Annotated in this window: 21 protein-coding genes and 1 pseudogene; 2 read left to right on the forward strand and 20 right to left on the reverse strand. The window is 31.7% G+C overall.

Features of this window, described 5'->3' with window-relative positions; all coding sequences use genetic code 11:
• Positions 1-169 precede the first annotated feature (169 nt).
• The 7 genes and pseudogenes from VIM70_RS04330 to VIM70_RS04360 all read right to left on the reverse strand — a co-directional run bounded on the left by VIM70_RS04330 (position 170) and on the right by VIM70_RS04360 (position 8,684).
• On the reverse strand, positions 170-1,942 hold the full coding sequence (locus tag VIM70_RS04330; RefSeq protein WP_331944466.1) for an aminopeptidase P family protein: 1,773 nt from the start codon (positions 1,940-1,942) through the stop codon (positions 170-172).
• 124 nt (positions 1,943-2,066) lie between these two features.
• Positions 2,067-2,720: an aspartate/glutamate racemase family protein gene (locus VIM70_RS04335; protein ID WP_331944468.1), complete on the reverse strand. Its 654-nt coding sequence runs from the start codon at positions 2,718-2,720 to the stop codon at positions 2,067-2,069.
• A gap of 48 nt (positions 2,721-2,768) precedes the next feature.
• Positions 2,769-3,395: a cyclase family protein gene (locus VIM70_RS04340; RefSeq protein ID WP_331944470.1), complete on the reverse strand. Its 627-nt coding sequence runs from the start codon at positions 3,393-3,395 to the stop codon at positions 2,769-2,771.
• 11 nt (positions 3,396-3,406) lie between these two features.
• Entirely contained in the window at positions 3,407-4,933 is a 1,527-nt protein-coding gene (zwf, locus tag VIM70_RS04345) for a glucose-6-phosphate dehydrogenase (RefSeq protein WP_331944472.1), read from the reverse strand.
• A gap of 217 nt (positions 4,934-5,150) precedes the next feature.
• The gene (locus tag VIM70_RS04350; RefSeq protein WP_331944474.1) at positions 5,151-5,831 is read right to left on the reverse strand and encodes a fructose-6-phosphate aldolase; all 681 of its coding nucleotides are present in this window, start codon (positions 5,829-5,831) and stop codon (positions 5,151-5,153) included.
• 20 nt (positions 5,832-5,851) lie between these two features.
• A pseudogene (locus tag VIM70_RS04355) lies at positions 5,852-7,920 on the reverse strand (formate C-acetyltransferase/glycerol dehydratase family glycyl radical enzyme).
• A gap of 14 nt (positions 7,921-7,934) precedes the next feature.
• Positions 7,935-8,684 carry a DeoR/GlpR family DNA-binding transcription regulator gene (locus tag VIM70_RS04360; RefSeq protein WP_331944476.1) on the reverse strand — a complete coding sequence of 250 codons (750 nt, stop codon included), beginning with the start codon at positions 8,682-8,684 and terminating at the stop codon, positions 7,935-7,937.
• Positions 8,685-8,937: 253 nt separating this feature from the next.
• Here VIM70_RS04360 and VIM70_RS04365 point away from each other — a divergent pair, with 253 nt between their 5' ends.
• Positions 8,938-9,840, forward strand: a complete 903-nt coding sequence (locus tag VIM70_RS04365) for a glycyl-radical enzyme activating protein (protein ID WP_331944478.1) — start codon at positions 8,938-8,940, stop codon at positions 9,838-9,840.
• Between the two features lie 101 nt (positions 9,841-9,941).
• Positions 9,942-11,291 (forward strand): hypothetical protein, encoded by a 1,350-nt coding sequence (locus tag VIM70_RS04370; protein ID WP_331944480.1) that lies wholly within the window; start codon positions 9,942-9,944, stop codon positions 11,289-11,291.
• Between the two features lie 37 nt (positions 11,292-11,328).
• Here the strand turns inward: VIM70_RS04370 and VIM70_RS04375 are convergent, their stop codons facing one another.
• From VIM70_RS04375 to VIM70_RS04435, 13 genes are all read right to left on the reverse strand, one after another.
• On the reverse strand, positions 11,329-11,787 hold the full coding sequence (locus VIM70_RS04375; RefSeq protein ID WP_331944482.1) for a hypothetical protein: 459 nt from the start codon (positions 11,785-11,787) through the stop codon (positions 11,329-11,331).
• 182 nt (positions 11,788-11,969) lie between these two features.
• Positions 11,970-12,941, reverse strand: coding sequence for an aromatic acid exporter family protein (locus tag VIM70_RS04380; protein ID WP_331944484.1), 972 nt, complete (start codon positions 12,939-12,941; stop codon positions 11,970-11,972).
• A 126-nt stretch (positions 12,942-13,067) separates the two neighbouring features.
• Entirely contained in the window at positions 13,068-13,895 is an 828-nt protein-coding gene (locus VIM70_RS04385) for a hypothetical protein (protein ID WP_331944486.1), read from the reverse strand.
• Positions 13,896-13,931: 36 nt separating this feature from the next.
• Complete coding sequence (gene anfO / locus VIM70_RS04390) at positions 13,932-14,558, reverse strand: Fe-only nitrogenase accessory protein AnfO (protein ID WP_331944488.1); 627 nt, start codon at positions 14,556-14,558, stop codon at positions 13,932-13,934.
• Between the two features lie 88 nt (positions 14,559-14,646).
• Positions 14,647-15,381: a homocitrate synthase gene (locus tag VIM70_RS04395; RefSeq protein ID WP_331944490.1), complete on the reverse strand. Its 735-nt coding sequence runs from the start codon at positions 15,379-15,381 to the stop codon at positions 14,647-14,649.
• A complete protein-coding gene (locus VIM70_RS04400) occupies positions 15,365-16,414 on the reverse strand; it encodes a homocitrate synthase/isopropylmalate synthase family protein (RefSeq protein WP_331944492.1) in 1,050 nt (349 codons plus the stop codon). Before VIM70_RS04400 ends, VIM70_RS04395 begins: the two co-directional genes overlap by 17 nt.
• 38 nt (positions 16,415-16,452) lie before the next feature.
• Positions 16,453-16,761, reverse strand: a complete 309-nt coding sequence (locus VIM70_RS04405; RefSeq protein ID WP_331944494.1) for a 2Fe-2S ferredoxin — start codon at positions 16,759-16,761, stop codon at positions 16,453-16,455.
• Positions 16,758-19,382 carry a nitrogenase cofactor biosynthesis protein NifB gene (gene nifB / locus VIM70_RS04410; protein ID WP_331944496.1) on the reverse strand — a complete coding sequence of 875 codons (2,625 nt, stop codon included), beginning with the start codon at positions 19,380-19,382 and terminating at the stop codon, positions 16,758-16,760. Before nifB ends, VIM70_RS04405 begins: the two co-directional genes overlap by 4 nt.
• A gap of 16 nt (positions 19,383-19,398) precedes the next feature.
• Positions 19,399-20,724, reverse strand: a complete 1,326-nt coding sequence (gene nifE / locus VIM70_RS04415) for a nitrogenase iron-molybdenum cofactor biosynthesis protein NifE (RefSeq protein WP_331944498.1) — start codon at positions 20,722-20,724, stop codon at positions 19,399-19,401.
• Between the two features lie 24 nt (positions 20,725-20,748).
• Positions 20,749-22,119 (reverse strand): nitrogenase molybdenum-iron protein subunit beta, encoded by a 1,371-nt coding sequence (gene nifK, locus VIM70_RS04420; RefSeq protein ID WP_331944500.1) that lies wholly within the window; start codon positions 22,117-22,119, stop codon positions 20,749-20,751.
• The gene (gene nifD / locus VIM70_RS04425; RefSeq protein WP_331944502.1) at positions 22,119-23,714 is read right to left on the reverse strand and encodes a nitrogenase molybdenum-iron protein alpha chain; all 1,596 of its coding nucleotides are present in this window, start codon (positions 23,712-23,714) and stop codon (positions 22,119-22,121) included. Before nifD ends, nifK begins: the two co-directional genes overlap by 1 nt.
• Before the next feature lie 23 nt (positions 23,715-23,737).
• Positions 23,738-24,121 (reverse strand): P-II family nitrogen regulator, encoded by a 384-nt coding sequence (locus VIM70_RS04430; RefSeq protein WP_331944504.1) that lies wholly within the window; start codon positions 24,119-24,121, stop codon positions 23,738-23,740.
• 14 nt (positions 24,122-24,135) lie between these two features.
• Positions 24,136-24,462, reverse strand: coding sequence for a P-II family nitrogen regulator (locus VIM70_RS04435; protein ID WP_331944506.1), 327 nt, complete (start codon positions 24,460-24,462; stop codon positions 24,136-24,138).
• Positions 24,463-24,472 lie beyond the last annotated feature (10 nt).

A 24,472-nucleotide genomic window follows, 5' to 3' on the forward strand; every position in this document is an offset into this window, starting at 1 on the left:
TAATTCTTTTGTGTAATTTTTTTATTAATCATGCTTAAATTATACACCAAAAGTGGATTCCTCGGAATCCACTTTTGTATTTGTAGGAGAAAAAAAGAACTATCTTAAAATAGAAATTAATTTCTATTTTGAGACAGCCCCTTCTCTTATTAATTCATTAATTTTATATTTATATTGCTCTTGTTGATCCATTTAAGTATTCTAGTTCTTCGCCCTTAAGATAAGGTGAAAGTTTTTCAAACACCGTTCTATGATAATTATTTAGCCAAGTCTTTTCGTCATGCGTTAATAACGTAACATCTACAGCTTCTAAGTCTATCGGGCATAGTGTTAATGTCTCAAACTTCATAAATTGACCACCGTATTGGGTTTTTTCATCCTCTTGGACAACAACTAAATTTTCTATTCTTATGCCATGTTTTCCTGCCTTATAAACCCCTGGTTCATTTGACACTACCATTCCTTTATCAAGTTTGACAGTATTAGGAACAATAGATATTCTATGTGGACCTTCATGAACATTTAAAAAGAACCCTACTCCATGTCCTGTTCCATGTTTAAAATCCATACCTGCATTCCAAAGTGGAATCCTAGCTATAATATCTAAATTTGAACCAGTAGTCCCATATAAAAATCTCTGCATCGTTAAATTAATCATGCCCCTTAGTACTAGAGTGAAATCTGTTTTCTCCTCAATTGTTAAGGGACCTACTGCTAAAGTCCTTGTAATATCTGTTGTTCCATCTAAATATTGAGCACCAGAATCTAATAAATAAAGGCCCTTTGGTTTAATAGTCGCATGATTTTTTTCTGTAGCAGAATAGTGAGGCATAGACGCATTTGCTCCATAAGCTGAAATAGATTTAAAACTTAAATCATAAAAATTTTCTCCAGTTTTTCTTATTTCACAAATTTTATCTGATGCTTCTATTTCAGTAATATTACGAGATTTTATGGTTTTTTTCATCCAACTTATAAATTTAACCATAGCAACGCCGTCACGTATCATAATATTTCTAATATTTTGAATTTGGATATCATTTTTTATAGCTTTAAATCTTGTAGTTATATCCATAGCTTCTATAATTTTAATATTTATAGCACTATATATCCAAGTGCTATTTTTTGATGGGTCAAGAAGTATTGTTCCAACTTTAATCTGTCTCAAAAAAATTTCTATACTATCATAGGGCATTATTTCTACATTAGCTTTTTCAAGCTGGGTTCTAACTAATGAATCAATTTTTCTATCATCAATAAATAAATAACATTTTCCATCCGTTACTAATAAGTATGCTATTGTTAAAGGATTACATGCTACATCTCTTCCTCTAATATTTAATAGCCATGCTATGTCATCAAGTCCTGATATAACATAATAGGTAGCTCCCATAGCCTTCATTTCGTGAGCTACCTGCTCAAGCTTTATCTCTCTTGATTTTCCCGCAAACCGTGCATCATGCAAAATCACCTGACTGCAAGGCCTTGCTGGCCTATCCTTCCATATTTTATCTATTAAATCCTCATCAACTTTGTAGGAAAATTCTTTCTTTTCTAAAGCTTTCTTTAAATTTCTAAAATACTCTATGGAAATTACCTTGCCATCAAAAGCAACTTTTGCACCCATGTCAAGGGTCTCTCTCAGAAATGCCTCAACAGTTTGGACGCCAGTTTCTCCCATTTTAAATAGTGTAACACCTGTACCTTTAAGTTCACTTTCGGCTTGAATAAAATATCTTCCATCTGTCCATAAGATAGCTTCCTTAAGAGTTACAATTGCGGTACCAGCGGAACCTGTGAATCCTGTTATAAAGGTTCTAGCAGCATAATGCTCTGCTACATATTCACTTTGGTGTGGATCTGAACTAGGTACAATGTACGCATCTATACCTCTTTCTCTCATTTCATTTCTTAGATCTTTGATTCTTTCTTTTATACACATTCTATTCACCTCATTAAATTTTAATCTTACTTTTTTTGCAAGCTTTACTGCTAATATTATGTAAGGATTTCCATGTAATATTTTATATTACACTCTTTATCATAACACAAATAGAATAAAATTATTATTTTATAATTATCATTTTATACATAAGCTCTGCTGGATCAATAATTGGAAAAGAGACATACTTTTTTAATTCATCATATAGATAAGGAAAGTGAGTACATCCAAGAATGAGGACATCTATTTTTATAACCTCGTAAAATTTCATAACATTTCTTAAGCCAAATTTTTCAACTATTTCTTCAGCAGATATACCATTTTCTATAGCAACAACAAGTGGAAGTATTCCCATTCCAATAACGTTACAATCAGGATTCATCTTTTGCATAACTCTTTCAATACCCGCTGAACTTTGATTATTTGCTGTCATAACGCCAATAGTATTATAATTGGAAGCAATTTTTTTATAAACATCAAATGGAGTAATTATTTTTATATTATTTTCTTTAGACAACTTGTCCATATCAACTGCAGCACTTATGGAATTGCAATAAACCATTATTGTGCACATGTTTTCATTTTTTATTTTATTTATTATATTAGTAATTTGCTTCTCAAGTTCAAAAGGAGATAAAATTTGAATTCTCGATTGTTCCTGCGGGCATGTTGATACCGGATATCCTAATGCCTTTATTCCTTTTAATTTTAAAAATTCTATCCCCATTTGAGTATCCACAGGAGTTCCTGCAATAACAGCAACTTTATTATTATTCATATTCATTACCTCTCATAATTTTTTTTGATCTAATATTGTACTAATCACTTATATTAAGTCTTGTATTAAAACTATCCTAGCTGGCGCACCATCTGCGCCCTTAATTTTGAGTGGTAGTGCGCACATGAAATATTCACCTTCCCCAATTTCTTTTAACCTTACACCTTCTATTATAGTTATGCCCTTATTAAAAAGTATCTTATGAGTTTCATGACCCGGTTGTGATCTCTCTATTCCAAAAGAATCTATTGCTACTCCACTTATTTCTTTTTTTGCTAGATACTCTGCTCCACTTTTTTCAACATATACAAACTCTGGATCAAATTCTTCTGTAAATGAGTTTCTAGTTTTGAGCAATAAGAATTCACCAGGTTGTATGTTTTTATCAATAAGCTCCTCTTTTGTTATCCCATCTACTACTCTTGTTAAATCTATTACTCTACACTTAGTAATTAATTTATTTAAATCAATTACATCAATGGTGTCACCAATATCATCTACATGAAATGGGGCATCAATATGTGTTCCTGTATGTAAATTCATATACAAACTTGATTCATTAATGGTATCCTTTGGAATTTTTCTTTCGAATTTAATTATTGGTCTTTTTTCCTCTTTATTTTTATATACTCCCATTTTTTTTTCAATAGTCATTGAAATATCATATATGATCATGTTACTCCTCCTTAATTGGGTGTCGCGCTAAACCACTGTCTGCCATCTTTTTCAATTAAAGCTATTGCTTTCTCCGGTCCTGATGTTCCTGCTGAGTAATTAGGATAATTAGATATATTATTTTCAACTTCCTTTTCGATGCTTTCTAATGCTTTTTCAATGCTCTCGATGAACTTCCACGAATATTCAAGTTCATCCCACCTTGTAAAGAGCGATGAATTATTTCTAATTGCTTCAAGTAATAGCCGCTCATAGGCCTCCGGTGAATCATTGACATACTTACAGCTTTGACAATAATCAAGTTCCACCTTTTCCATTTTAAATTCATTACCAGGTTTTTTAGCATTTATCTGAAAAAAAAAGCCTTCCTCTGGTTGAATTTTTAAAACTAAAAGATTATGACCAATTTGATTAAACTCCTTATAATAATTAATTCCTGGAAGTTTTTTAAATTGAATAACTATCTCAGTTTTTTTAGTATCCATCCTTTTTCCTGCCCTTATATATATTGGTACCCCTCCTAACCTAAAATTATCAATATAAGTCTTAAGGGCTATAAATGTATCTGTATTTGAGCTAAGGGATACTCTGTCTTCTTGCCTATAACCTACCACTTTCACACCACCTATAGTTCCCTCTCCGTATTGACCTCTTACAATATTTCCATTAACAGACTCCACGGTAAAAGGTCTGAGTGATCGTAGTACTTTAACTTTTTCATCTCTTATAGATTCAGGGTCAAAGTCAACTGGTGGTTCCATTGCAATCATAGTTAACATTTGTAATAAATGGTTCTGAAGCATATCTTTTAAAATACCTGCATTTTCGTAATACACGCCTCTATTCTCAACTCCAAGAAGTTCATAGGACGTAATTTGAATATTATCAATATAATTTGCATTCCATAGAGGTTCAAATAATGAGTTACCAAACCTTATTGCTAATATATTTTGGATCATTTCTTTTCCCAAATAGTGATCTATTCTGAATATATCCTCTTCAGATATAAGCTTCGATATATTATGATTTAAGATTCTAGCGCTTTCTAGGCTTGATCCGAAAGGCTTTTCAACCATTATCCTCTGCCAACCATTGGGTTTCATAACCATCTCATTATTCTTTAAATTTCTGATTATTCCTTCGAAAAACTCTGGTGCAACAGCTAAATAATATAATCTTTTACCTCCAGTTGAATATTTAGAATCCATTTTTCCTAAAAATGAATCTAGTTCTTTATAACCATCATTATCTGTTGTAAAATCAAAGTTTTTATAGAAAATTTTCTTACTAAACTTATTCCATAAGGTATTATTTAAAGAAAATCTCGAAAATTTCTTCGTAAATTCATACATTTCAGCCCTATATTGCTCATTTGTCTTTTCTCGTCTTCCTATAGAAACAATTATAAAATTATCATGTAAATTCCCCTCATACATCAAACTAAAAATAGCAGGAATAAGTTTTCTTTTTGTAAGATCACCAGTTCCTCCAAATATTACAAATATACAAGAAAGTTCACTATTCATATCTATCTCCATTTAAAGTTCTCCTTCCTCTAATCGCTTTTGCAATATGCTATTTATTATATTCGTCTTTTGTTTATTTGTTGCATTCTTTATTAATTGAATTTTAAGAAAATTCACATATGAATAATATACCACAAACCCATGGATGTGTATAATTTCAATTAGAATCTCTATATTTATAAAAAAAAGTCAACTTGTAAAATTATTTACAAGTTGACTTTATTTTGTCCTACAAATCTACAATAGATACACCTTTGCCGAATATAGTTTCCCAGTCATCAGCAAAATCCTCTACAGCCTTTTTAATTACAGGCATTTTTAGAGCATTATGCAGAAGTGCAGGTTGAACAGTCGCTGTTTGTGCCCCACACTCAAATGCTGTATTTACTTGACCCATATTTTTAAAACTTGCAGCAAGTATTATGGTTGAGTAATGGTATTCCTTAATCATCCCAGCGAAAGTTGTAATAACTTCCTTTGGGTCAATGTCCATATTCTCCATACGGTTATAGTAAGGAGCAATAAAGTCTGCACCAGCCTCCATAGCAAGAAGCCCTTGAACTTTGGTATAAATAGCAGTTGCAGTAACCCCAATCCCTTTTGCTTTTAAGGCACGAATTGCTTTTAAACCTTGTTCTGTCACTGGAACTTTAATAAATACCTTATCATCAACATTTTTTATAATAGCATCAGCCTCTGCCATAATACCCTCATAGTCCTCTGCAATCACTTGTATATGTAGCGATTTATCATTTCCAATAATTCTTCTAATTTCTTTAAAGTGTTTGAAGAAATTAATTTTACCCTCTAGTTTAATAATACTAGGATTACTAGTAATACCTGTGATTTTGAAAAACTCACTATAATGTCTAATATCCTCTATATTTACTGTATCAAACATATACTCCATTTAAAAAATCTCCTTTTCTATTATATTTTGTGTTCAGTACGCTCAATTATGTCGTCTTGAGTTTGTTTTGATAGTACATTAAAGAATGCACTATAGCCTGCAACACGTACTATTAAATCACGATGATCATCTGGATGATTTTGCGCATCTACTAAAACTTCTCTTGAAACAACATTATATTGAACATGGAAACCATGCAAACGGTTGAAGAAAGTACGTATTAGCATAACAAGTTTCATCCTATCTTCCTCTTTTTCAAGCATTTGTGGATTAATCTTTTGGTTTAGAAGTACTCCCCCTGTAATTTTATCAGTTGGTAATTTAGATACTGATTTAAATACAGCTGTTGGCCCATTCTTATCCATTGCATGACTTGGAGAGCACCCTTCCGCAAGTGGAGTGTATGCAAGTCTCCCGTCTGGTGTTGCTGTTGTTGATGCTCCTTGTGGCACATTTGCAGAAATTGAAGATGTTCCTGCATAATATACTCCCCCAATAGGGCCACGACCATGCCTAGTGTTGTGGTATTTACTAATCTCATCAATATATACCTGATATGCATCTTTTAGTAATAGGTCTATATAATCATCATCATTTCCATATTTCGGAACATCGTTTATTAAAACATCTTGAATTCTCTTACCCTCCTCCCCGTCGAAGTTATTTACTAAAGCATCCCATAACTCTGACTGGGTAAATGTCTTATCTTCAAATACGCATTTTTTAATAGCAGCAAGAGAGTCTCCTAGATTTGCAATTCCAACCTGTAGCCCACTAATAAAGTCATAAACTGCACCACCTTCTTTTAGAGTTAATCCACGGTCAATGCAATCATCAACTAAAGCAGAACATAGAATATCCGCAGCATCTTGCTCAAGTACTACATCTGCACAGCTATCAATAATAACGCTGTGACGTGTAAACTCTCGGATAATTTTATCCCATGCTTTTAGAACTTGGTCAAAGCTTTCCATATCTCTAAAATGACCGACCCCCTGGCAAACTTTGATTCCACTTTCAATATCAACTCCGTCATTTAATGCAATCATAAAGCTCTTAACAAAGTTTAAGAAACTCATGCCTGTGCAACGATAACCCCATTTCCCTGGAATGGCAACCTCAACGCAACCAATAGCACTATAATTATATGCGTCTTCTACCGAAACACCCTTTTGAATAAAGCTAGGAATGATAATCTCATCATTGTTAAAAGCTGGCATGCCTGTACCTAACCTAACTAGCTCAACGCATTCACTCATAAAGGCATTATCAAGGCCACTGTGGTAACGAACAGTTAAATTCGGTTGTGGAAGTTTAACTTGTGCTACACTTTTTAAAATTAAATAAGATAGTGGGTTAACTGCATCTTTTTTATCTCTTGTTTGACCTCCAATAGTAACATTTTGGTAAAGTGGACTGCCAGCACTAAATTGAGTATGGCCCCAAGAACGAATTTTATTAATGGTATATGTTTTTAGCCATAAATTGGTTAGCAGTTCACAAGCAGAATCTTTTGTAACAATTCCATCGCTTGTATCCTTTTTATAAAATGGATACAAAAATTGATCCATTCTACCATAAGAAAGTGAGTGACCATTAGACTCAATTTGCAAGCATAAATGCACCATCCACATAGATTGAATAGCCTCCTGCAAGTTATCAGCACCATGGAGTAGAACTTTATTTAAAATATCACTCATCTTCAAAAGTTCTGTCCTACGATTTTCATTTTGCTCAATTTGAGCATTTTCTAAAGCAAGGTCTGCATAACGCTTAGCAAAAGCAACTACTGAATTTATTACAATAATAATACCTCTATAAAAATAGGACTTATTTAAGTTTTTATAGTCAGTTAAATCTAAAGAAGAAAGCTTTTCCTCACTAGTGTTTGTGGTTCAATATATATGCTCATGTTTTCGAGCACATTCTCAAGCATTAAAGCTCTACGCAAAACCATTGGTTTGTCTGAATGTAACTTGTAACTTTCCGTTACAAGTTTTGCACGTTCTACACAAACCATAGGTTTTGCATTTAATAAATCTTCACGAAAATCTTGCATTCTTGTTGTTAATTTTCCAAAGTAGCTCATTATATTTCCTCCTTTTATAACACTATTTTTACATCTATATTATCTTGTTTTAATAAATTTACTATTTCCTTTGGTATATTACTATCAGTAACAAGAATAGAAACCTCTCTAGTTTTAAACTGAACTACCACACCTTGTTTAGAAAATTTTATAGATTCAGTTAACACAATGACTTTATTTGCATTTTCAGCCATTACACGCACTGTTTCGGCTCTCATATGATTTTTGCCTGTAAATCCTGATTTTTGCGTAAACCCATCTGTTCCAAGAAACAGCTTATCAACATAAAAACTTTCAATACATGTGCGGGTAATCGGGCCAACAACAACTTGGCTTTCCGTCTGATAATCCCCACCAAGCAAAACCACCTTTACATGAGGACATTCTCTAATATATGCTGCAATGAATGCTGAATTTGTGATTATAGTAACATCTCGCTTATTTGTTGCAAGTTCCTTTGCAAGTAGCGCACAGCAAGACCCAGATTCAATCATAACCGTTTCACCATCTTCAACTAATTTTGCAGCTTCTAAAGCGATTTTATATTTCACATTATAGTTAAAAGCCAAACGGTTACTAATATCGTCACTGCTAACCATTACAGCAAACCCATGTTCCCTATTTAAAAGTCCTTTTTCTTCAAGTAGTGCCAAATCCTTACGTACGGTAACTTGTGATACCTCAAGTTTTTCTGATAGTGAAGTAACCTCAATACGACCATATTCATTTACGATTTCCAGTAATTTTGTTTGTCTTTTAATCATTGAAATCTTCCTTTCTTTCTTAATATTATCCAAATTATATCACAATTTGTTTCGAAAAGAAAGAAAATAGTTCCGAATGAAATAAATTATCTTATATTCATAATCTAATTATATCAAAAATCATGGTTTAGTCAATAAAAAGTTTCATTCGTAATCTAAATAGTTTTCAATGAAGTATTTACTTTGAAATATGTCTATGCTAATATAAATTTAGTATACAATTAATAAAAGAAAATATATAAGGAGTCTTAAAATGAATAATTTAACTGCTTGCATATTCAATATACAAAAATATAGCATTCACGATGGACCAGGTATTCGTACCGTAGTATTTTTTAAGGGCTGTCCTTTAAAATGTCTTTGGTGCAGTAACCCTGAGTCACAATATACAGGTCCACAGCTATCCTTTGATGAACACAATTGCGATAGTTGCTTAAAATGCTTGGAAATCTGCACACAAAAAAATATTGCTATCATAGATGATAGACTTAATTTTAATAGTAATAAATGCATAGGGTGTTTATGCTGTGTTAATATTTGTCCTCAAAGAGCGCTTACAATGCTTGGAGAAAACCTGAGTCTCCATTACGTAATAGAGGAGGTTATGAAAGATAAAGACTTTTATGAGGAGTCCGGTGGAGGCGTTACATTGTCTGGTGGTGAGGCCTTGATGCAATATGAATTTGTTATTGCTTTACTAAAAATTTTAAAAGAGAAAGGTATTCATACCGCCTGTGAAACTACAGGATATGACACTCCTAAGATTTTTGAAACTTTTATTGAAAATATTGATTCCATTTTATTTGACATAAAACATTATGATAGCCAAAAACATTATGCTAATACTAATGTTCACAACGAGAGAATTATTCTAAACTTAAAAACTGCAATTACAAAAAAGAAAGATGTTATTATACGCATCCCCGTTATACCTGGTATCAATAATAGTTTGGAGGATGCACAAGGTTTCTGCAATCTATTAAAAGAAGTTGGTGCCACTACAGTAAATCTATTACCTTTCCATCAATTTGGGCAAAAAAAATATTCCTTATTGAATAAGGACTACAAGTTTGCAAATGTTCACCAACTACATGAAGAAGATTTAAAGGATTATAAAGATATTTTTATTAAAAACGGTCTAAATTGTACAATATAATTTAGGCTGTTTTTTATTTTTCAATATATTAATAGAAATCAGGGAATGATATTTAAAAAGATACGATGGTAATATGAAATATAGATTGGAGGTATGAAAACATGGTAGATCTAAAAATAAATGTAGAAAGATTAGTAATCACAATATTATTGCTAATTACTCTTTGTATTACAATGGGATGTAAATCAAAAATTAATATAGGCGACAAAAACACTAAAACATCTAAAATGCTTTCGTACATTAAAGAAATGAATATTGTGGTAGTAAGAAAAAACGAGTTGCTTTTGGTTTCCTTAAATAATAAATCAGAAAATATCACATTAGATAGTGAAGGCACATTTACACGTCCCCTTATATCTCCAAATAAAAAATACGTTTCATATCTTAAGGATAAAGTTTTGTATATTACAACTGATAAACTAGATCATATTAAAGTAGCAGAAAATATTTCTGAGTTATCTTTTTCATGGAAAGATATAAATACTTTGTTATACTCGCCTATATCTGGTGGCTTATATGTTTATGATGTGATAAATAAAAATAGCACCCCTTATCTTCATGATGAATACAATTACCAAAACATTACTTTAGACAATAAAGGAAGAATGTATGCAGAACAGTACCTATACTATAAAAAAGATGGATATGATTATAGAGATGATTTCGGAATATTATTATTTAGCCCTGTCACAAAGGATAAAAAAGTAGTTGTGAAATCAATACCAAGTAAAATAGATACAGGTAGTGATTTAGGAATGTATCCTATCATAACTGGCATATCAAATGATAATAAGTATCTATATATATGGGAGCATCCACATGCAGGCTCCCTGGCAGCAGACGGGGTACCTTTAGCCGTTTACGATATCTTAAATAATAAATTAATAGAATATACAAATCCAAACATAATTTCGTTAGCTTACAAAGATAACCTATCCCCAAACCCCAAAAACAGCAGATATTTAGCATTAATCTACGGCGGTGGGAGAGAAATGGGTAATAACAAAAATTTAGTTGTTTTAAATGTTTTAACCGGTAAATTTCAGACCCTCTCTCCAAAGGGCGAAGCATCCATGACACCTTATTACTTAAGTGATGGAAAAAGCATTTTATATGCATCTTCCAAAAGCCAAAAGGAAGGAATTGGAGGCTTTGCTAAATGGTTTTCTAGCGGAAATCACCATATTTTTAGTGTTAATACAAATACAAAACAAATAAAACAGCTTACGAATAACCCAAATTATTTTGATTTTTCGCCAACTTATATAAACAACAATGAAATCCTATTTTTCCGTAGTGATAAAAATGAAAAAGTATCCATCTGGAAATATGATAATGGCTCTGAAACCATGCTTACAGATGGATTAATATTTTATAATGATTTTAATTATTCCATACAAAACTATTATGGTCATTTTGATACTACATTGTTTACTGATATAAAGTTGTAAAATTCAATTCCATACTTTTAAATAAACATCTTCATCTTTATAGATTAATTACTTCCTTTAAGTTTGGTTTGTTTTCATTTACTGAATTGAACTCTAGTACATCTGGTAATTTCCAGTCTCTTTTACCTCTATTAAATCTCTGTGGTAATAGGTATTTAGCTGGTTTTTTCCCCTTTTTTCTGTTATCCAATATTTCTTCTTCAAACATAGATTTTACTTCTTTCATATGACAACTATTAATCTTAATTTGTTTAAATTTAAGATCACTTACAATTTTCAAAAATCTATCTACTTCACTCTCAAAAACTTTAGCGAAAAAAGTATTTTCTTTATTGCCATCACAAATTAATATTGGGTTTAGTTGACTTTCATTTATAATAGCTTTCAATTTATCCACACTTTTTTTACTTTTCCCTACAAAATATCCATAGTTAATATGATTAGGATCATCATCTTCAGGGAAAATCACATTATATAACAATTCTTCTTCTTTCATTTTAATCCTCACCTTTCTAATAAATTATTAGATTAATAAAACTAAAACTTTCAAAGTCCTTATGTGTAAAAGTCATATTATAAAATAGATTAATTTCATTTTTATAATATATCATTTTTATAATATATCATTATTATAGTATATAGATGTTATGAATATGTTATCAATTTGCTACTAATTAGTTAATAATTATTATTTTGATAATATTGTTTAAATTCCTTTTTAATAATTAAAAAATCCTCTAAATCATTCAAAAATTGAAATAATAATGCCCTATTTTCAAATTCATTTCTGTCTCTAGGTAGTTCCATCATTTCATAATATTTTCTAAGCAAAATAAGCTTATTAATAAGTTCGATGCAATCATTATCTTCATGAATATTAATTGCAACATCATTAGTAAATTCAGATAAAATTTTAGTTTGCTCATAGGTCATATAAACCCTTGAAAAATGTCTTTTCATTCTTTTTACAGCATCTAATTGTATCATTCTCATGTCTATATACCCTACATAATAATTATTGATCTTAAATAAATGATTATTATTTATTATTTGTGCCATCAATTTAGTATTTTTAATTAATTCTTCAACACCCAATATTATATCTTGATCATGAATTGATACAGCTTGCGTAACTAAACTTGATGCCATATTTGATAATATTAATCGAAATTGTTCTTCTATCTTTTTTTTATTATTCGCAAAGCTTTCCTCTAACGATTTTGTGTATAAATTAAATATCATTGCTATACCAATGCCTATTATAGTTAACTTAAACTCATTGATAATCCAAGAAACATTAATATTAGTACTTGTTAAAAGATGTGTTGATAATACTGCACCAATAACCATTCCCTCACTTATTTTCATAACATTAGTTACTGGAATAAATATAAGCAAAAATAATCCGAATACAATAGGATTGTTTCCAAGTAAAATGTATAACATAAATGATAAAAGTATAGCTATGGTTGATGCAAAAATTCTTTTGCTACCCACTAATAGAGATTCTTTCTTGGTATCTTGAATACTTAGTATTGCAATTATACCTGAAGTTGCTCCAAACTCTAATCCCATATAATTCGATATAATCACTGCTATTGTGGCAGACATTGTTATCTTAACTGTTTTTGATTGTAAATAATTTACCATTTCTTAGTTTTCTCCTACCACCATGATAATCTGGTTATTAATAATACTTTTACTTAATTATATCTTATTTATATTTTTTGACAATAACTAACAAGAAAAAAATCAAAATAAAACAAATCTTTATAATTATTCCTTTTTAACCTTCAATAAAAAACTCCTTTCAAATTTATCAATATGAAAAAAATTATTTATTAAACTATACTCATTATCATCAATTTTTATTTTACCCTCATAAAATTCAATTTTTAATGGTATCACATCCATTATTAAATTGTTAAAATTATTTGGCCTTACTCCTGGTTCATGTACTTTTAGCTGTCCATCTATACCTTTAATAGTTATTTTATCTGTTGATGTGCGTAAGGATTTAACTGTTCCGTCCTCATTAAAATTCAAAGAGTTTCTGTCTCCATTAAGGCCAATGGCTCCCAAATCAAATGCATGCAGTTCTCCAATAATAGTATTTATAAGTGTATGTTTTCTGGGTTCACAGGATCTAATAGCTCCATTTGGATATAATGAAAATCCAATTCGAGTTTCAATAATACCACAGGGTGTTACCATATCAATAAAATCCCTTGGCCATAAGGTTAAGCTCTTAACCGAACCCGATTCATAAAAATTAATGCCAATAATTTTCTTTTTAAAGACTCCAAATTCAAAATTGAAATTAAATTCTTCTGCAAGTTTATATTCATTTTGTTCAGTCCAATAGGCAGTTATCTTGCCATTTAAAGGGAAAATACGTTTAACTTCTCCATTTTCATAAAAAGACAGTGATCTTTTGTATTTTCGTCTTACTTCTGCTTCGTCATATTGAGGAACCAAATTTCCATAAATTGTGTTTATTTCGGAATATTCGTTCAATTTGCATTCTTTTATAAGACCTTCGGTGTAAAATTCAATACTACTTATACCCTTAAGTCGACCATATTTAGTCCAAAATTCTTCCATTTTATCATCTCCAAAATAAAACATTTATACTATCCACTATTCTTTGCAACCCTTAGGATAAACTGTTACTCTAAATTCATTTTTATTAATAACTTCACTCTCCATTTCCAAATTTAATTTATCAAATTCATCAACGAACCAATGTGGAATATGATCACATATTATTTTAAGTTGATAAAAAGTAGTAATTCGAAGAAAGGGTATCAATATTCCTTTTGATGTAATGTTAACACTGTTTTCCTGAATGCTTTTTAAGTTCACGAAATAATTCCCATCTTCAAATTGTTCTATCTGAGGTAGTTTATTCTGTGTTTTTGCTGAGGTGTTAGATTTTGCTTCCTCTTCTTCCTTTTTAAACACAAACTCCAAGAATTCTTTAGGAGTACCTTCTATTTCCCAAGTGTTAAATTCCATTCCATCAAGAACATGATATGGAATACCTTTTATTTCTCTTCCTACAAAAATTTTGCAATCTCCTAGGGCTTCTGCCATATTTTTTATGCTTTCACGAATTGCTTTTAAACCAACTATATTATCAATCCTAAATATAATTTCTTTAATTATCTTCCATTCTCCCATTTGACCTGAATAAACTTTAATTATACCCGGTTCAAGGAATGATTGTGTTTTACCACTAATATCTTGAAATACTGCAATCTCCATAAAATTTTCTATTTATCAAACCAATAATTGTATCATCAATTCAGTAAATTAACCTCCTTATTTTAATAAAATATTAAATTTTATCTCTTTATATTGTTTCTTTATTTTTATTTAAGGCATTTATTAATTTAACATAATCACAATTACCTGCCCTTTCTCCTATTCCACCAAATGTAGAATCTACAAATTCAGCTCCAGCCATAACTGCTGCAACCGAATTTGCAACGGCCATGCCAAAATCATTGTGTGCATGAAATTCTATAGAAATATCAATATTTTGTCTAATTTCAGTAATTAGTTTAAAAGTTTTTGCTGGATATAATATACCAACAGTATCCGCATATCTAACCCGTTCAACACCAAGTTCCTTAGCTTGTTTAATAACATGTAATAAAAAATCCATTGAAGTTCTTGATGCATCCTCAAGTCCCACTACAACCTGGAGTCCCTTTTCTTTAGCGTAATAAACACTTTTCTTCATTTCATTAATAACCCAAATTCTATCCTTTCCAAGTTTCCATTGTATTTGTATGTCAGAGACTGGTACTGATATATGCACGATATCAACCCTGCAATCAATGGAATGATTTATATCATTTATATTCATTCTATTCCATGCTGAAATCTTACTTTCGAGACCTAGGCTCATTAATTTTTCAATACTCTTTTTTTCATCCCCACCCATAGCAGGAGTTCCAGCTTCAATTTGATATACATCTTTTGAATCTATAATTTTAGCAAATTCAATTTTATCATTAAACCCTAACTCAACCCCGGCCATTTGCTCACCATCTCTTAGCGTTGTATCAACAATTTTGTACATAACATAACCCCTTAATTCCTCTGCATATGTCTATAAAGTCCTTATCTGAAAGTTCCGTTTTATTTGATATGCTTTTATCTTTGACCTGCTCTAGTATGCTAATAATCTCATATGCATTATATTTATTATCAATGCCAAGCTCTTTCATCTTACAAGTGATGGAATTTTTACCAGAATGTTTACCTAAAGCAAGCTTTCGCTCCATACCAACAAGTTCAGGTATAAAAGGTTCATAGGTTACTGGATTTTTTTCTATCCCAGCAACATGTACTCCAGATTCATATTTAAATATATCTAAACCAATCACAGGTTTATTGTTAGGTAACTTACTATAGGTTGTTTTTTCATATTGCAACCTCATCTCTGATAAAAGAGAAATCTCTCCACTTATTTCTTGATCCAAAATTACTTTTAAAGCAACTAATATTTCTTCTAAAGCGGTTGTACCAAAAGTTCCATCCTTTCCACAAAATGTGGTTGTTATAGAGTCAAATCCCACAATCATAGCCTGAAAACCTACAGCAGTTGCCATAGAAAATTTATTACTAGCATATATATTTGTACTCACATTATAATTTTCTCCATTAGAATTATCAAAATACCAATTACTTTCGCCTTTAAATCTTACAGAAAAAAGTCTATTATCTATGTTCTTAGATATATTTTGCATATAATTACCAACATATAAACTAACATCTATTTCTAATATAATTTTAAAATCATAGTTTTCTTCTATATAATTAATTTTAATAAACTCTAAATCCTCTTGTTTTACTATAATGTATTCTATTCCATTTCTTTTGCATTTTTCTAATTGATCAATTTTATAAACCCTAAAAATAAAAACCCCTGATTTTATCAGAGGCCCTAAAATATCAAACGTCCTCTCGTCAATCTCAAAAAAATCTACTCCTAGCTTTTTTAGATTTATAATGAACTTCCCTAATTCATTTTCATTAAAGTTTTTCAAAGTAATGTTTATTAATGTCCTATCAATAATATATTTTTCTTTCCCGTTAATAACTATAGACATTAATAACACCCCCCATTTACATTTTATTATTCAGTTTTTTATATTTCCAATCTTTTTACAATATTTCCATTAAGTAAATGTGATTCTACAATTTCTTCAACGTCATCTGGTGTCACCTTGCCATACCATGTACCTTCAGGATAAATAATAACTATTGGGCCATCATTACACAATCCGAGGCATCCTGTATTAGATACCATTACCTTGTCACTGATGTCATTCTCTTCAATAGCTTCCAGAAAATTCGTTACAATTTCAGTGGACTCATTTGAATGGCAGTACCCCTTTTGTGTTCCATTTATTCTAGAACTTGTACAGACAAAAATATGAAACTCTGGTTTTATCATGACACTGCCTCCCCTACAATTTTTCTGATTCCATTTCTAATTTCATCACATAGTAGATATACTTTTATATTTTTCTTTTGAAGTTTTAACTTAGGAACATCTCCAATTCTAAGAGCGAGTACTCCAGAACAGTCTTCAATTGTTTTTATTATATTGTCAATCTTATCCTCGTGGTCATCGTCACAATCTTTGCTAATGCAGTATTTAGGTACGTCTCTCTTTTCAATAAACTTGGCGTCTCCACCCTCAAAATCGTATATATATAATTCTGTAGCATGTCCAAAATGTTGATCTACATTAAGCCCTGTTTTTGATGCTACCGCAAATCTAATAGGTTTAACATCATCATTTTTTGACTCCTTAACACTTACCCCCTTTTGCGATAAATCATTTCCAAGTGTTCCTACTGCATCTGCTCTACATTGTTTACAGTGATACATTTGTTTAAGATCTACTTCACATTTCTTTCTCATAACTAGCAGCTCTTTATCATTAACTGTTATAATATCTTCAAACACACTACCTGGTGCATTTATCATTGGCATAATATTGGTCATAAAAGCTCCGCATTCTTTAACTTTTTTAACAGTATCTTCAATTCCTATATCATTAACCCCTTTTACATAAACTATGTTTACCTTGCAAACAAGGCCTTTTGAAGTAAGGTATTTGAGACCTGATAATTGATTTTGCAATAATATAGAAGCACCGGAAGTTCCAGTATATTTTACCCCAAGATAGTTAATTTCCTTATAAAGTTTTACACCTATTTCTGGATCTACTGTGTTTATTGTAATAGTAATATGGGAAACACCAAGTTCTAATATTTCATTTGCATAAAAAGGTAACATTAATCCATTAGTTGATAAACAAAATGTAATTTCTGGGCTTTCCTTTTTAATAAGCTTAATAGATTCTTTTACAACATCAAAATTTGCCAATGCATCTCCAGGTCCTGCAATTCCAACTACTGTTAGATTTTTAAGTTTACTCTTATACTCCTTAAATCTCTCTAGTGCCTGCACCGGAGATAATATTGTACTCGTAACTCCTGGTCTACTTTCATTTACACAATCAAACTTACGGCTGCAATAATTGCAACTAATATTACAAGCTGGAGCTACAGGTATATGCAACCTGGCATTGTCATGTGCACAATTATTAAAACATGGGTGACTTTTTGTTCTCTCTTCCATACTAATTACTTTCTTAACCAACGTAGTGCCCAAAAGTTCGGGAGCCAAAACTTCAGCTTTTTCATTATCATAATATTTATCATACATATCTTTTCTATAGCCCCTTTCCTTTTTTTCTAGGAGAGCATTAGTGATTTCATCTAAAAATCTTAATGAACCAAAATACCCTATATTAACAGCTCTTTGAGCGCCAACCCTATCATGAATAGGAAATCCAATTCTTATAAGTTTAATTCCTAACTTTTCTTCAAGCCTTCTTCCATTTGAATCTCCAATTAATAAATTAATATTGAGTGACCTGCAGTATTTTTCAATAATTTCAAAATCGGTGTCGTCTATTATAATAGGCAACGTCTCAAGATCCTTTGTAAGTTCTTTTAGATTATTCACTAAAATCTTGTTTTTAGAGCCAGTAGCTATTAATAGAGGTTTAATACCATTTTCAACACATATTGCAGTGACTGCATAAACAATTTCTGGTTCTCCAAAAATGACAACTCTTCCTTCTCCATTATATTTATGAGAATCTATTACTCCATCTAAGTAACGTCCTCGCTCTCGTTCTAATACTTTTGGAATAGGTTTTTTACTAACTTTAGATATTAAATCAATAAAAACATCTGTTGCTTTTATTCCCATAGGAACAGCACATTTATATAATGGTACTCCAAAGGCTTCTAGTAAATAATCACCCGCAGTAGAACCTATCTCTGATGCTTTATCCATTTCTATAGTTGCGCATGCCCCTCCCATTAATGCTATATCACTAAGACTAGTGCCTCCCGCTGGAATCTTACTATACTCTTTAGTGTATCCTGCATCCAATGTATCAGACACATCTGGTAATAATGTATATTCCACTCCAAAAGTATCTAAAATATATTTTAGTTGCCTTATGTCCCCTGGATTTATATTTGCAGAAATTATATTTATTTTATTGTGTTTTATATTGTCGCCACTCATTGCTTCAACGAGTCTCCTAAGTGTTTTATAGTACCCTTCAGACTGAGTACCAGCATAAGCAGGTGTTGATATTGGAATAATCTTAATATCCTTAGAGCTTTGATTTTCTTCTTGAAACTCTATAATTATACGTCCAATGTCTTCCCCTATAGTTTCTGCAAGACAGGTTGTTAAAACTCCAATAATCTTAGGGTTATATAATTTAATTATATTTGCAAGTCCCAATTTTAGATTTTTGGCTCCGCCATATATTGTTCCGTCTTCAGTAAGTGATGACGATGCTATATCTATTGGTTCATTAAAGTGAGTCGCCATGTGACGCCTTATATAAGTACTGCACCCTTGAGATCCATGGAGTATCACCATACTATTTTCAATTCCCTTAAGTGCCATTACTCCACCTAGTGGCATACACATCTTGCAAGGGTTTACACTAAGATTTACAGAGTTTTTGATTGTCATATTAACACCTCCTGCTTTATATAAGTTTCCAAACTGGACTATTTATCGTTAAATCTATTTCTCTCGCAAAGTTAACTGCTCCAACAAATCCAGATAGAGCATGCTTTCTTTCATGATTATGGTCACAAAAGGCAATGCCTAATTTATATGCTAGTGGTCTTTCTTTAACTCCTCCAACTAAAATATCTGCATTTTTCTCAAGAATAAATTTTTCTAATTCTGCTGGGTTAGTATCATCTAATATTACTGTTCCCTCAGAAGTTATTTCCTTAATAATATCGTATTCCTCTTCTTTTCCTGTTTGAGTACCTACCATAACAGTTTCAATTCCAAATTCTCTAAATTGTTTTATAAGTGAAATGGCCTTAAATCCACCGCCTACATATATTGCAACTTTTTTGCCTGTTAATCTTTTTTTATAATAACTTAATATGTCTTCAATTTCTTTTTCTTCTTCATAAATTAATTGTTTTGATTTTTGAATTACATCTTCATTTTTAGTAAACTCAGCAATATTAGTTAAAGAGGCTTTAATATCTTCAAGCCCTAAAAAGCTAACATTTATATATGGTATTCCAAATTTCTCCTTCATCTGATTGGCAAGATAATGCATAGAACCAGCACACTGTACAATGTTTAAATTAGCTGTAGGAGCCTTTTTTATTTCATCATATGTGCTATCACCTGTGATTCTTGCAACCACATTAACACCTATTCTTTTCAAATAACTTTTCATAATCCACATTTCTCCGGCTAAATTAAAATCACCTAAAATGTTTATACCGCTTACTTTAGGATCATTATTTTCTCCCATAAGATTTAATAATGCATTACAAGCAGCTCTATAACCTACTGCTTTATTCCCTGAAAAACCAGGAGCTTTAACTGGAATTACTCGAATATCATATTTTTTCTCAGCCGCTTTACAGACAGCTTCAATATCATCACCGATTACTCCAACAATACATGTTGAATATACAAATATTAATTTAGGGGAATGGGCCGCTACTATTTCATCAATAGCAGCAGCAAGTTTTTTTTCACCCCCAAATATAACATCTCTTTCTCTAATATCTGTGGAGTAACTATTCCTGTAATTCTGAGAATCACTAGATAAACTCCCCCTTATATCCCAAGTATACGCAGCGCAACCTATAGGTCCGTGAACCAAGTGAAAAGCATCTGTTATAGGATTTAATACAACCCTTGCACCGGTGTATACACAAGCTCTCTGACTTACAGAACCAGATACACTATTGCCGTCACATTTCATCTTTTTGTCTTTATTTTTAGAGTTATAACATACTGAGTCTTCTCTTCCTTTAAGTAGTTTTGATTCCATATAATCACCTCCACAAATATTTCATTACATTACTAGTTCAAAATCTTCTTCAGGGCAAGTTCTATCTATTTTGTCTAATATAACATTTAACATCATTTCAATTAATCTAATTCCGCCCTTATATCCAACTATTGGAAAATACTGATGTGCATATCTATCGAGTATTGGAAAACCTACCCTTACGAATGGTACATCCTCAGCTCTTGCAATAAATTTACCATGAGTATTACCAATTAATAAATCAACAGGCTCATTTTTCATCCATTGGTGAAGCTCAAACAAATCTGCTGATCCCTTAACCACGGAATCCTTTAATTCATTTTTATCAAATATAACATTAACCTGTCTTGCAAAAGCATCTCCAGGCGTTCCTGAAATAACATATTTCGGAATCATGCCTAAGCTAATTACAAATTCTGTTAGACCTATAACAGTGTCTGGATCTCCGTAAATAGCAACTTTTTTACCATTAAAATAGGCTTGACTGTCTAACATTAAATCAACTAATTGTCCTCTTTCTTCTTCTATTGATGTAGGAACATCTTTATGTGTTAAAAGCGCTAGTTCTGTAATTAATCTGTCTGTAGCTTCAATTCCAATAGGTGTACTCAAAGTTTTCATTGGAACTTTGCATTTTTTTTCTAATTCTATCGCAGCAGCTTCGCCAGTAAATGTACCAAGCGCTATTGATAACTTAGAATTTCCGGCATCAATAATGTCCTTAACTTTAGTTCCACCTAAAGGATACATTTCAAAAGTACCCGTCATAGGTGCATCTAACACTCCACTAGTATCTGGGAAAAGAATATTATCAATTTCCATAACACTAAGAATTCTTTTTATTTCTTTCATATCACCTGGTTGTACAAAACCAGGAAGCATATTAATCTTGCCATTCTTAACACCACTATTTACAGACAAGTAGGTAACAAAAGCTTTTACCATACTAGAGAATCCTGTTACATGTGAACCTGCGTAACTTGGTGTATTAGCATGAATTACATATTTGCCCTCCGGTACATCTCCCTGACATTGAGAAATTATAGTTTTAAGATCATCTCCGATGGTTTCTGATAAACAGGTAGTATGAACTGCTATTATATCTGGGTTATAAAGCTCAAATATATTTTTCACTGCAGTTTTCATGTTTGATCCTCCACCAAAAACTGATGCACCTTCAGTGAATGCACTAGTCGATGCCATTATCGGCTCTTTAAAATGCCTTGTAAGTTGCATTCTATGAAAAGCACAACATCCTTGAGAACCATGACTATGAGGCAAACAACCATGAACACCAAGTGCTGCATACATAGCCCCAATTGGTTGACAAGTTTTTGCAGGATTAATTCTTAAAGCTTTTCTTTCTACTATTTTTTTTGTGGTTAAATCTAACATTACTCATCACCTCCAACAACTTTTCCTTCGAGTAGCGGTTCTACTTTCCATGGTGGTGTTACGAATCTCCAAGCAGGGGTGTGAACACCAGATGTAACTTCTCTAGCAAAAACTACTGCACCCTTAAACCCAGCGTATGGTCCTGAATAATCATACGAATGTAATTGCTTAGATGTTACTCCCATCTTTTGGACTACATACTTATCCTTAATACCTGAAAAGAACATGTCAGGCTTTAATTTTTTTATTAGCTGCTCAGTTTCATAATGATTTAAATCATCTATTATTACAGTATCATCATTCTCATCTTTGATTAGTCCATCATATTTTGCAAGTGGTATTACCTTTGCAAGCTCTGCATACTTCTCTGGTGATAAAATCATTCTGTAATTCTTTTCATCCTTTTCAACTGTCATATGCTCAATATTTTTACTGTCTGCATCAAGTTTTATAGTTGGAATAACTTCTCTACCCTCATAATCATCTCTGTGAGCAAACTCATAACCAGAAACAACAGTTTCAACACCTAAATCCTTCAAAATTGTTTGATAATGATGAGATCTTGAACCTCCAACATATAAAAATGCTGTTTTTCCTTCAAGTCTTGATTTGTAATATTGCATTTCTCCTTCGATTTCAGCTATTTCCTCCGCAATTATTTTTTCTGTTTTTTCTATAAGCTCTGGTTCACCGAAAAATAATGCTAAATCTCTTAGAGTTTGAACAGTACCAGTAACACCTATGAAATTAACTTTTATCCAAGGTATTCCATATTTTGTTTCCATCATCTCAGCTATATAATTTATAGATCTATGGCATTGAACTATATTAACTTCAGCAGTATGAGCATTTTTTATATCCTCATAACTTCCATCTCCAGTCATAACGCAAACAATATCATAACCTATTTTTTTAAGTACTCTAGCAATTTCCCATCCGTCTCCACCGATGTTATACTCACCTAAAATATTTATTGAATGTTTTTTAGTAGGCACTTTAGTACCTGTCCCAATTACACTTCTCATTAAATTATTGTTAGCAATATGATGGCCAGCAGACTGACTTACTCCTTTATATCCTTCACAATTAAATGATAAAACCTGAATTCCATAAGTTTTTTCTGCCCAAACAGCAACTGCATTTATATCATCACCAATTAATCCAACTGGGCATGTAGCTGAAATTGTTATAGCTCTGGGACTAAATATCTCCACAGCTTCTGTAATAGCCTGTCTTAGTTTCTTTTCACCACCGAAAATGATGTCACTTTCTTGCATATCAGTTGAAAAACAGTATTCTATATAGTTTTGCATACCGGGTTCAGTTTTTGCTTTATTACGTCTTGTACCCCAAGTATAATAAGAACAACCGATAGGACCATGAACTATATGAATCATATCCTTTATAGGACCAAGTACAACTCCTTTACAACCAGCATAACAACATCCTCGATTTGTGATCATACCTGGAATTGTTCTAGTATTGGCTGTTATCTTTTGCACTTCATCATTTTTTTTAATAACTATATGTTCTTTTCTGTTTTTAAAAGTTTTTGCAGGGTATTTCTCCAGAACCTTATCCATAAATTCTTTCATATACTTCACCTCTCTTCATTTTATTAAACGGCTTCTACTCCAGTTTGACCCGTTCTTACCGTAATGACATCTTCTACCTCTGAAACAAAAATCTTTCCATTTCCCGGGTTACCATTTTGGTTTACTTCTACAATTGTATCCACTATAGCTTTCACGTCTTTATCCAAAACACCTAGTATTAGCATTCTCTTTGGCATTAATCTGTGCACCTCAGACAATTGCTCTGCAAGTATTTTTGGAAGTTCATCATTCTCATCAAAAGCATTTTGAAATAGTTCATAGGCTATTTTTTTCTTTCCTCTCCCCATAACTTTTACAGCAGTCATAGAAGGGACTCCCAGTTTAAGAAGAGCTTCTTTAGTTTTATTAACCATATCCATTCGAATAATCGCTGTTATTTCCTTCATAATATTGGCCCTCCTTATAATGCAGAATTTCCAGAGCTTATGGTATAAACTTCATCTACTTTACTAACAAAAATCTTACCATCACCAAAAGCACCTTTTACTCCTGTTTTCGAACTTCTTACTATAATTTTTACAACATCATCTTTATCATTATCGCTAACTACTAGCATAAGCATTTCCTTTGGAAGTTCATCATAATAAACATCTCCAACCTTAACTCCTCTTTGCTTACCACGCCCTACAACATCTACTTTTGTTACTGCCGGAAAACCAGCATCGCATAACTCTGAGAGAACAATACCTACTTTTTCTGCTCTAATTATAGCCTTAATCATTAACATACTTGACTCC

The organism is Clostridium sp., from assembly GCF_036569345.1.
Classification (GTDB): domain Bacteria; phylum Bacillota; class Clostridia; order Clostridiales; family Clostridiaceae; genus Clostridium_AD.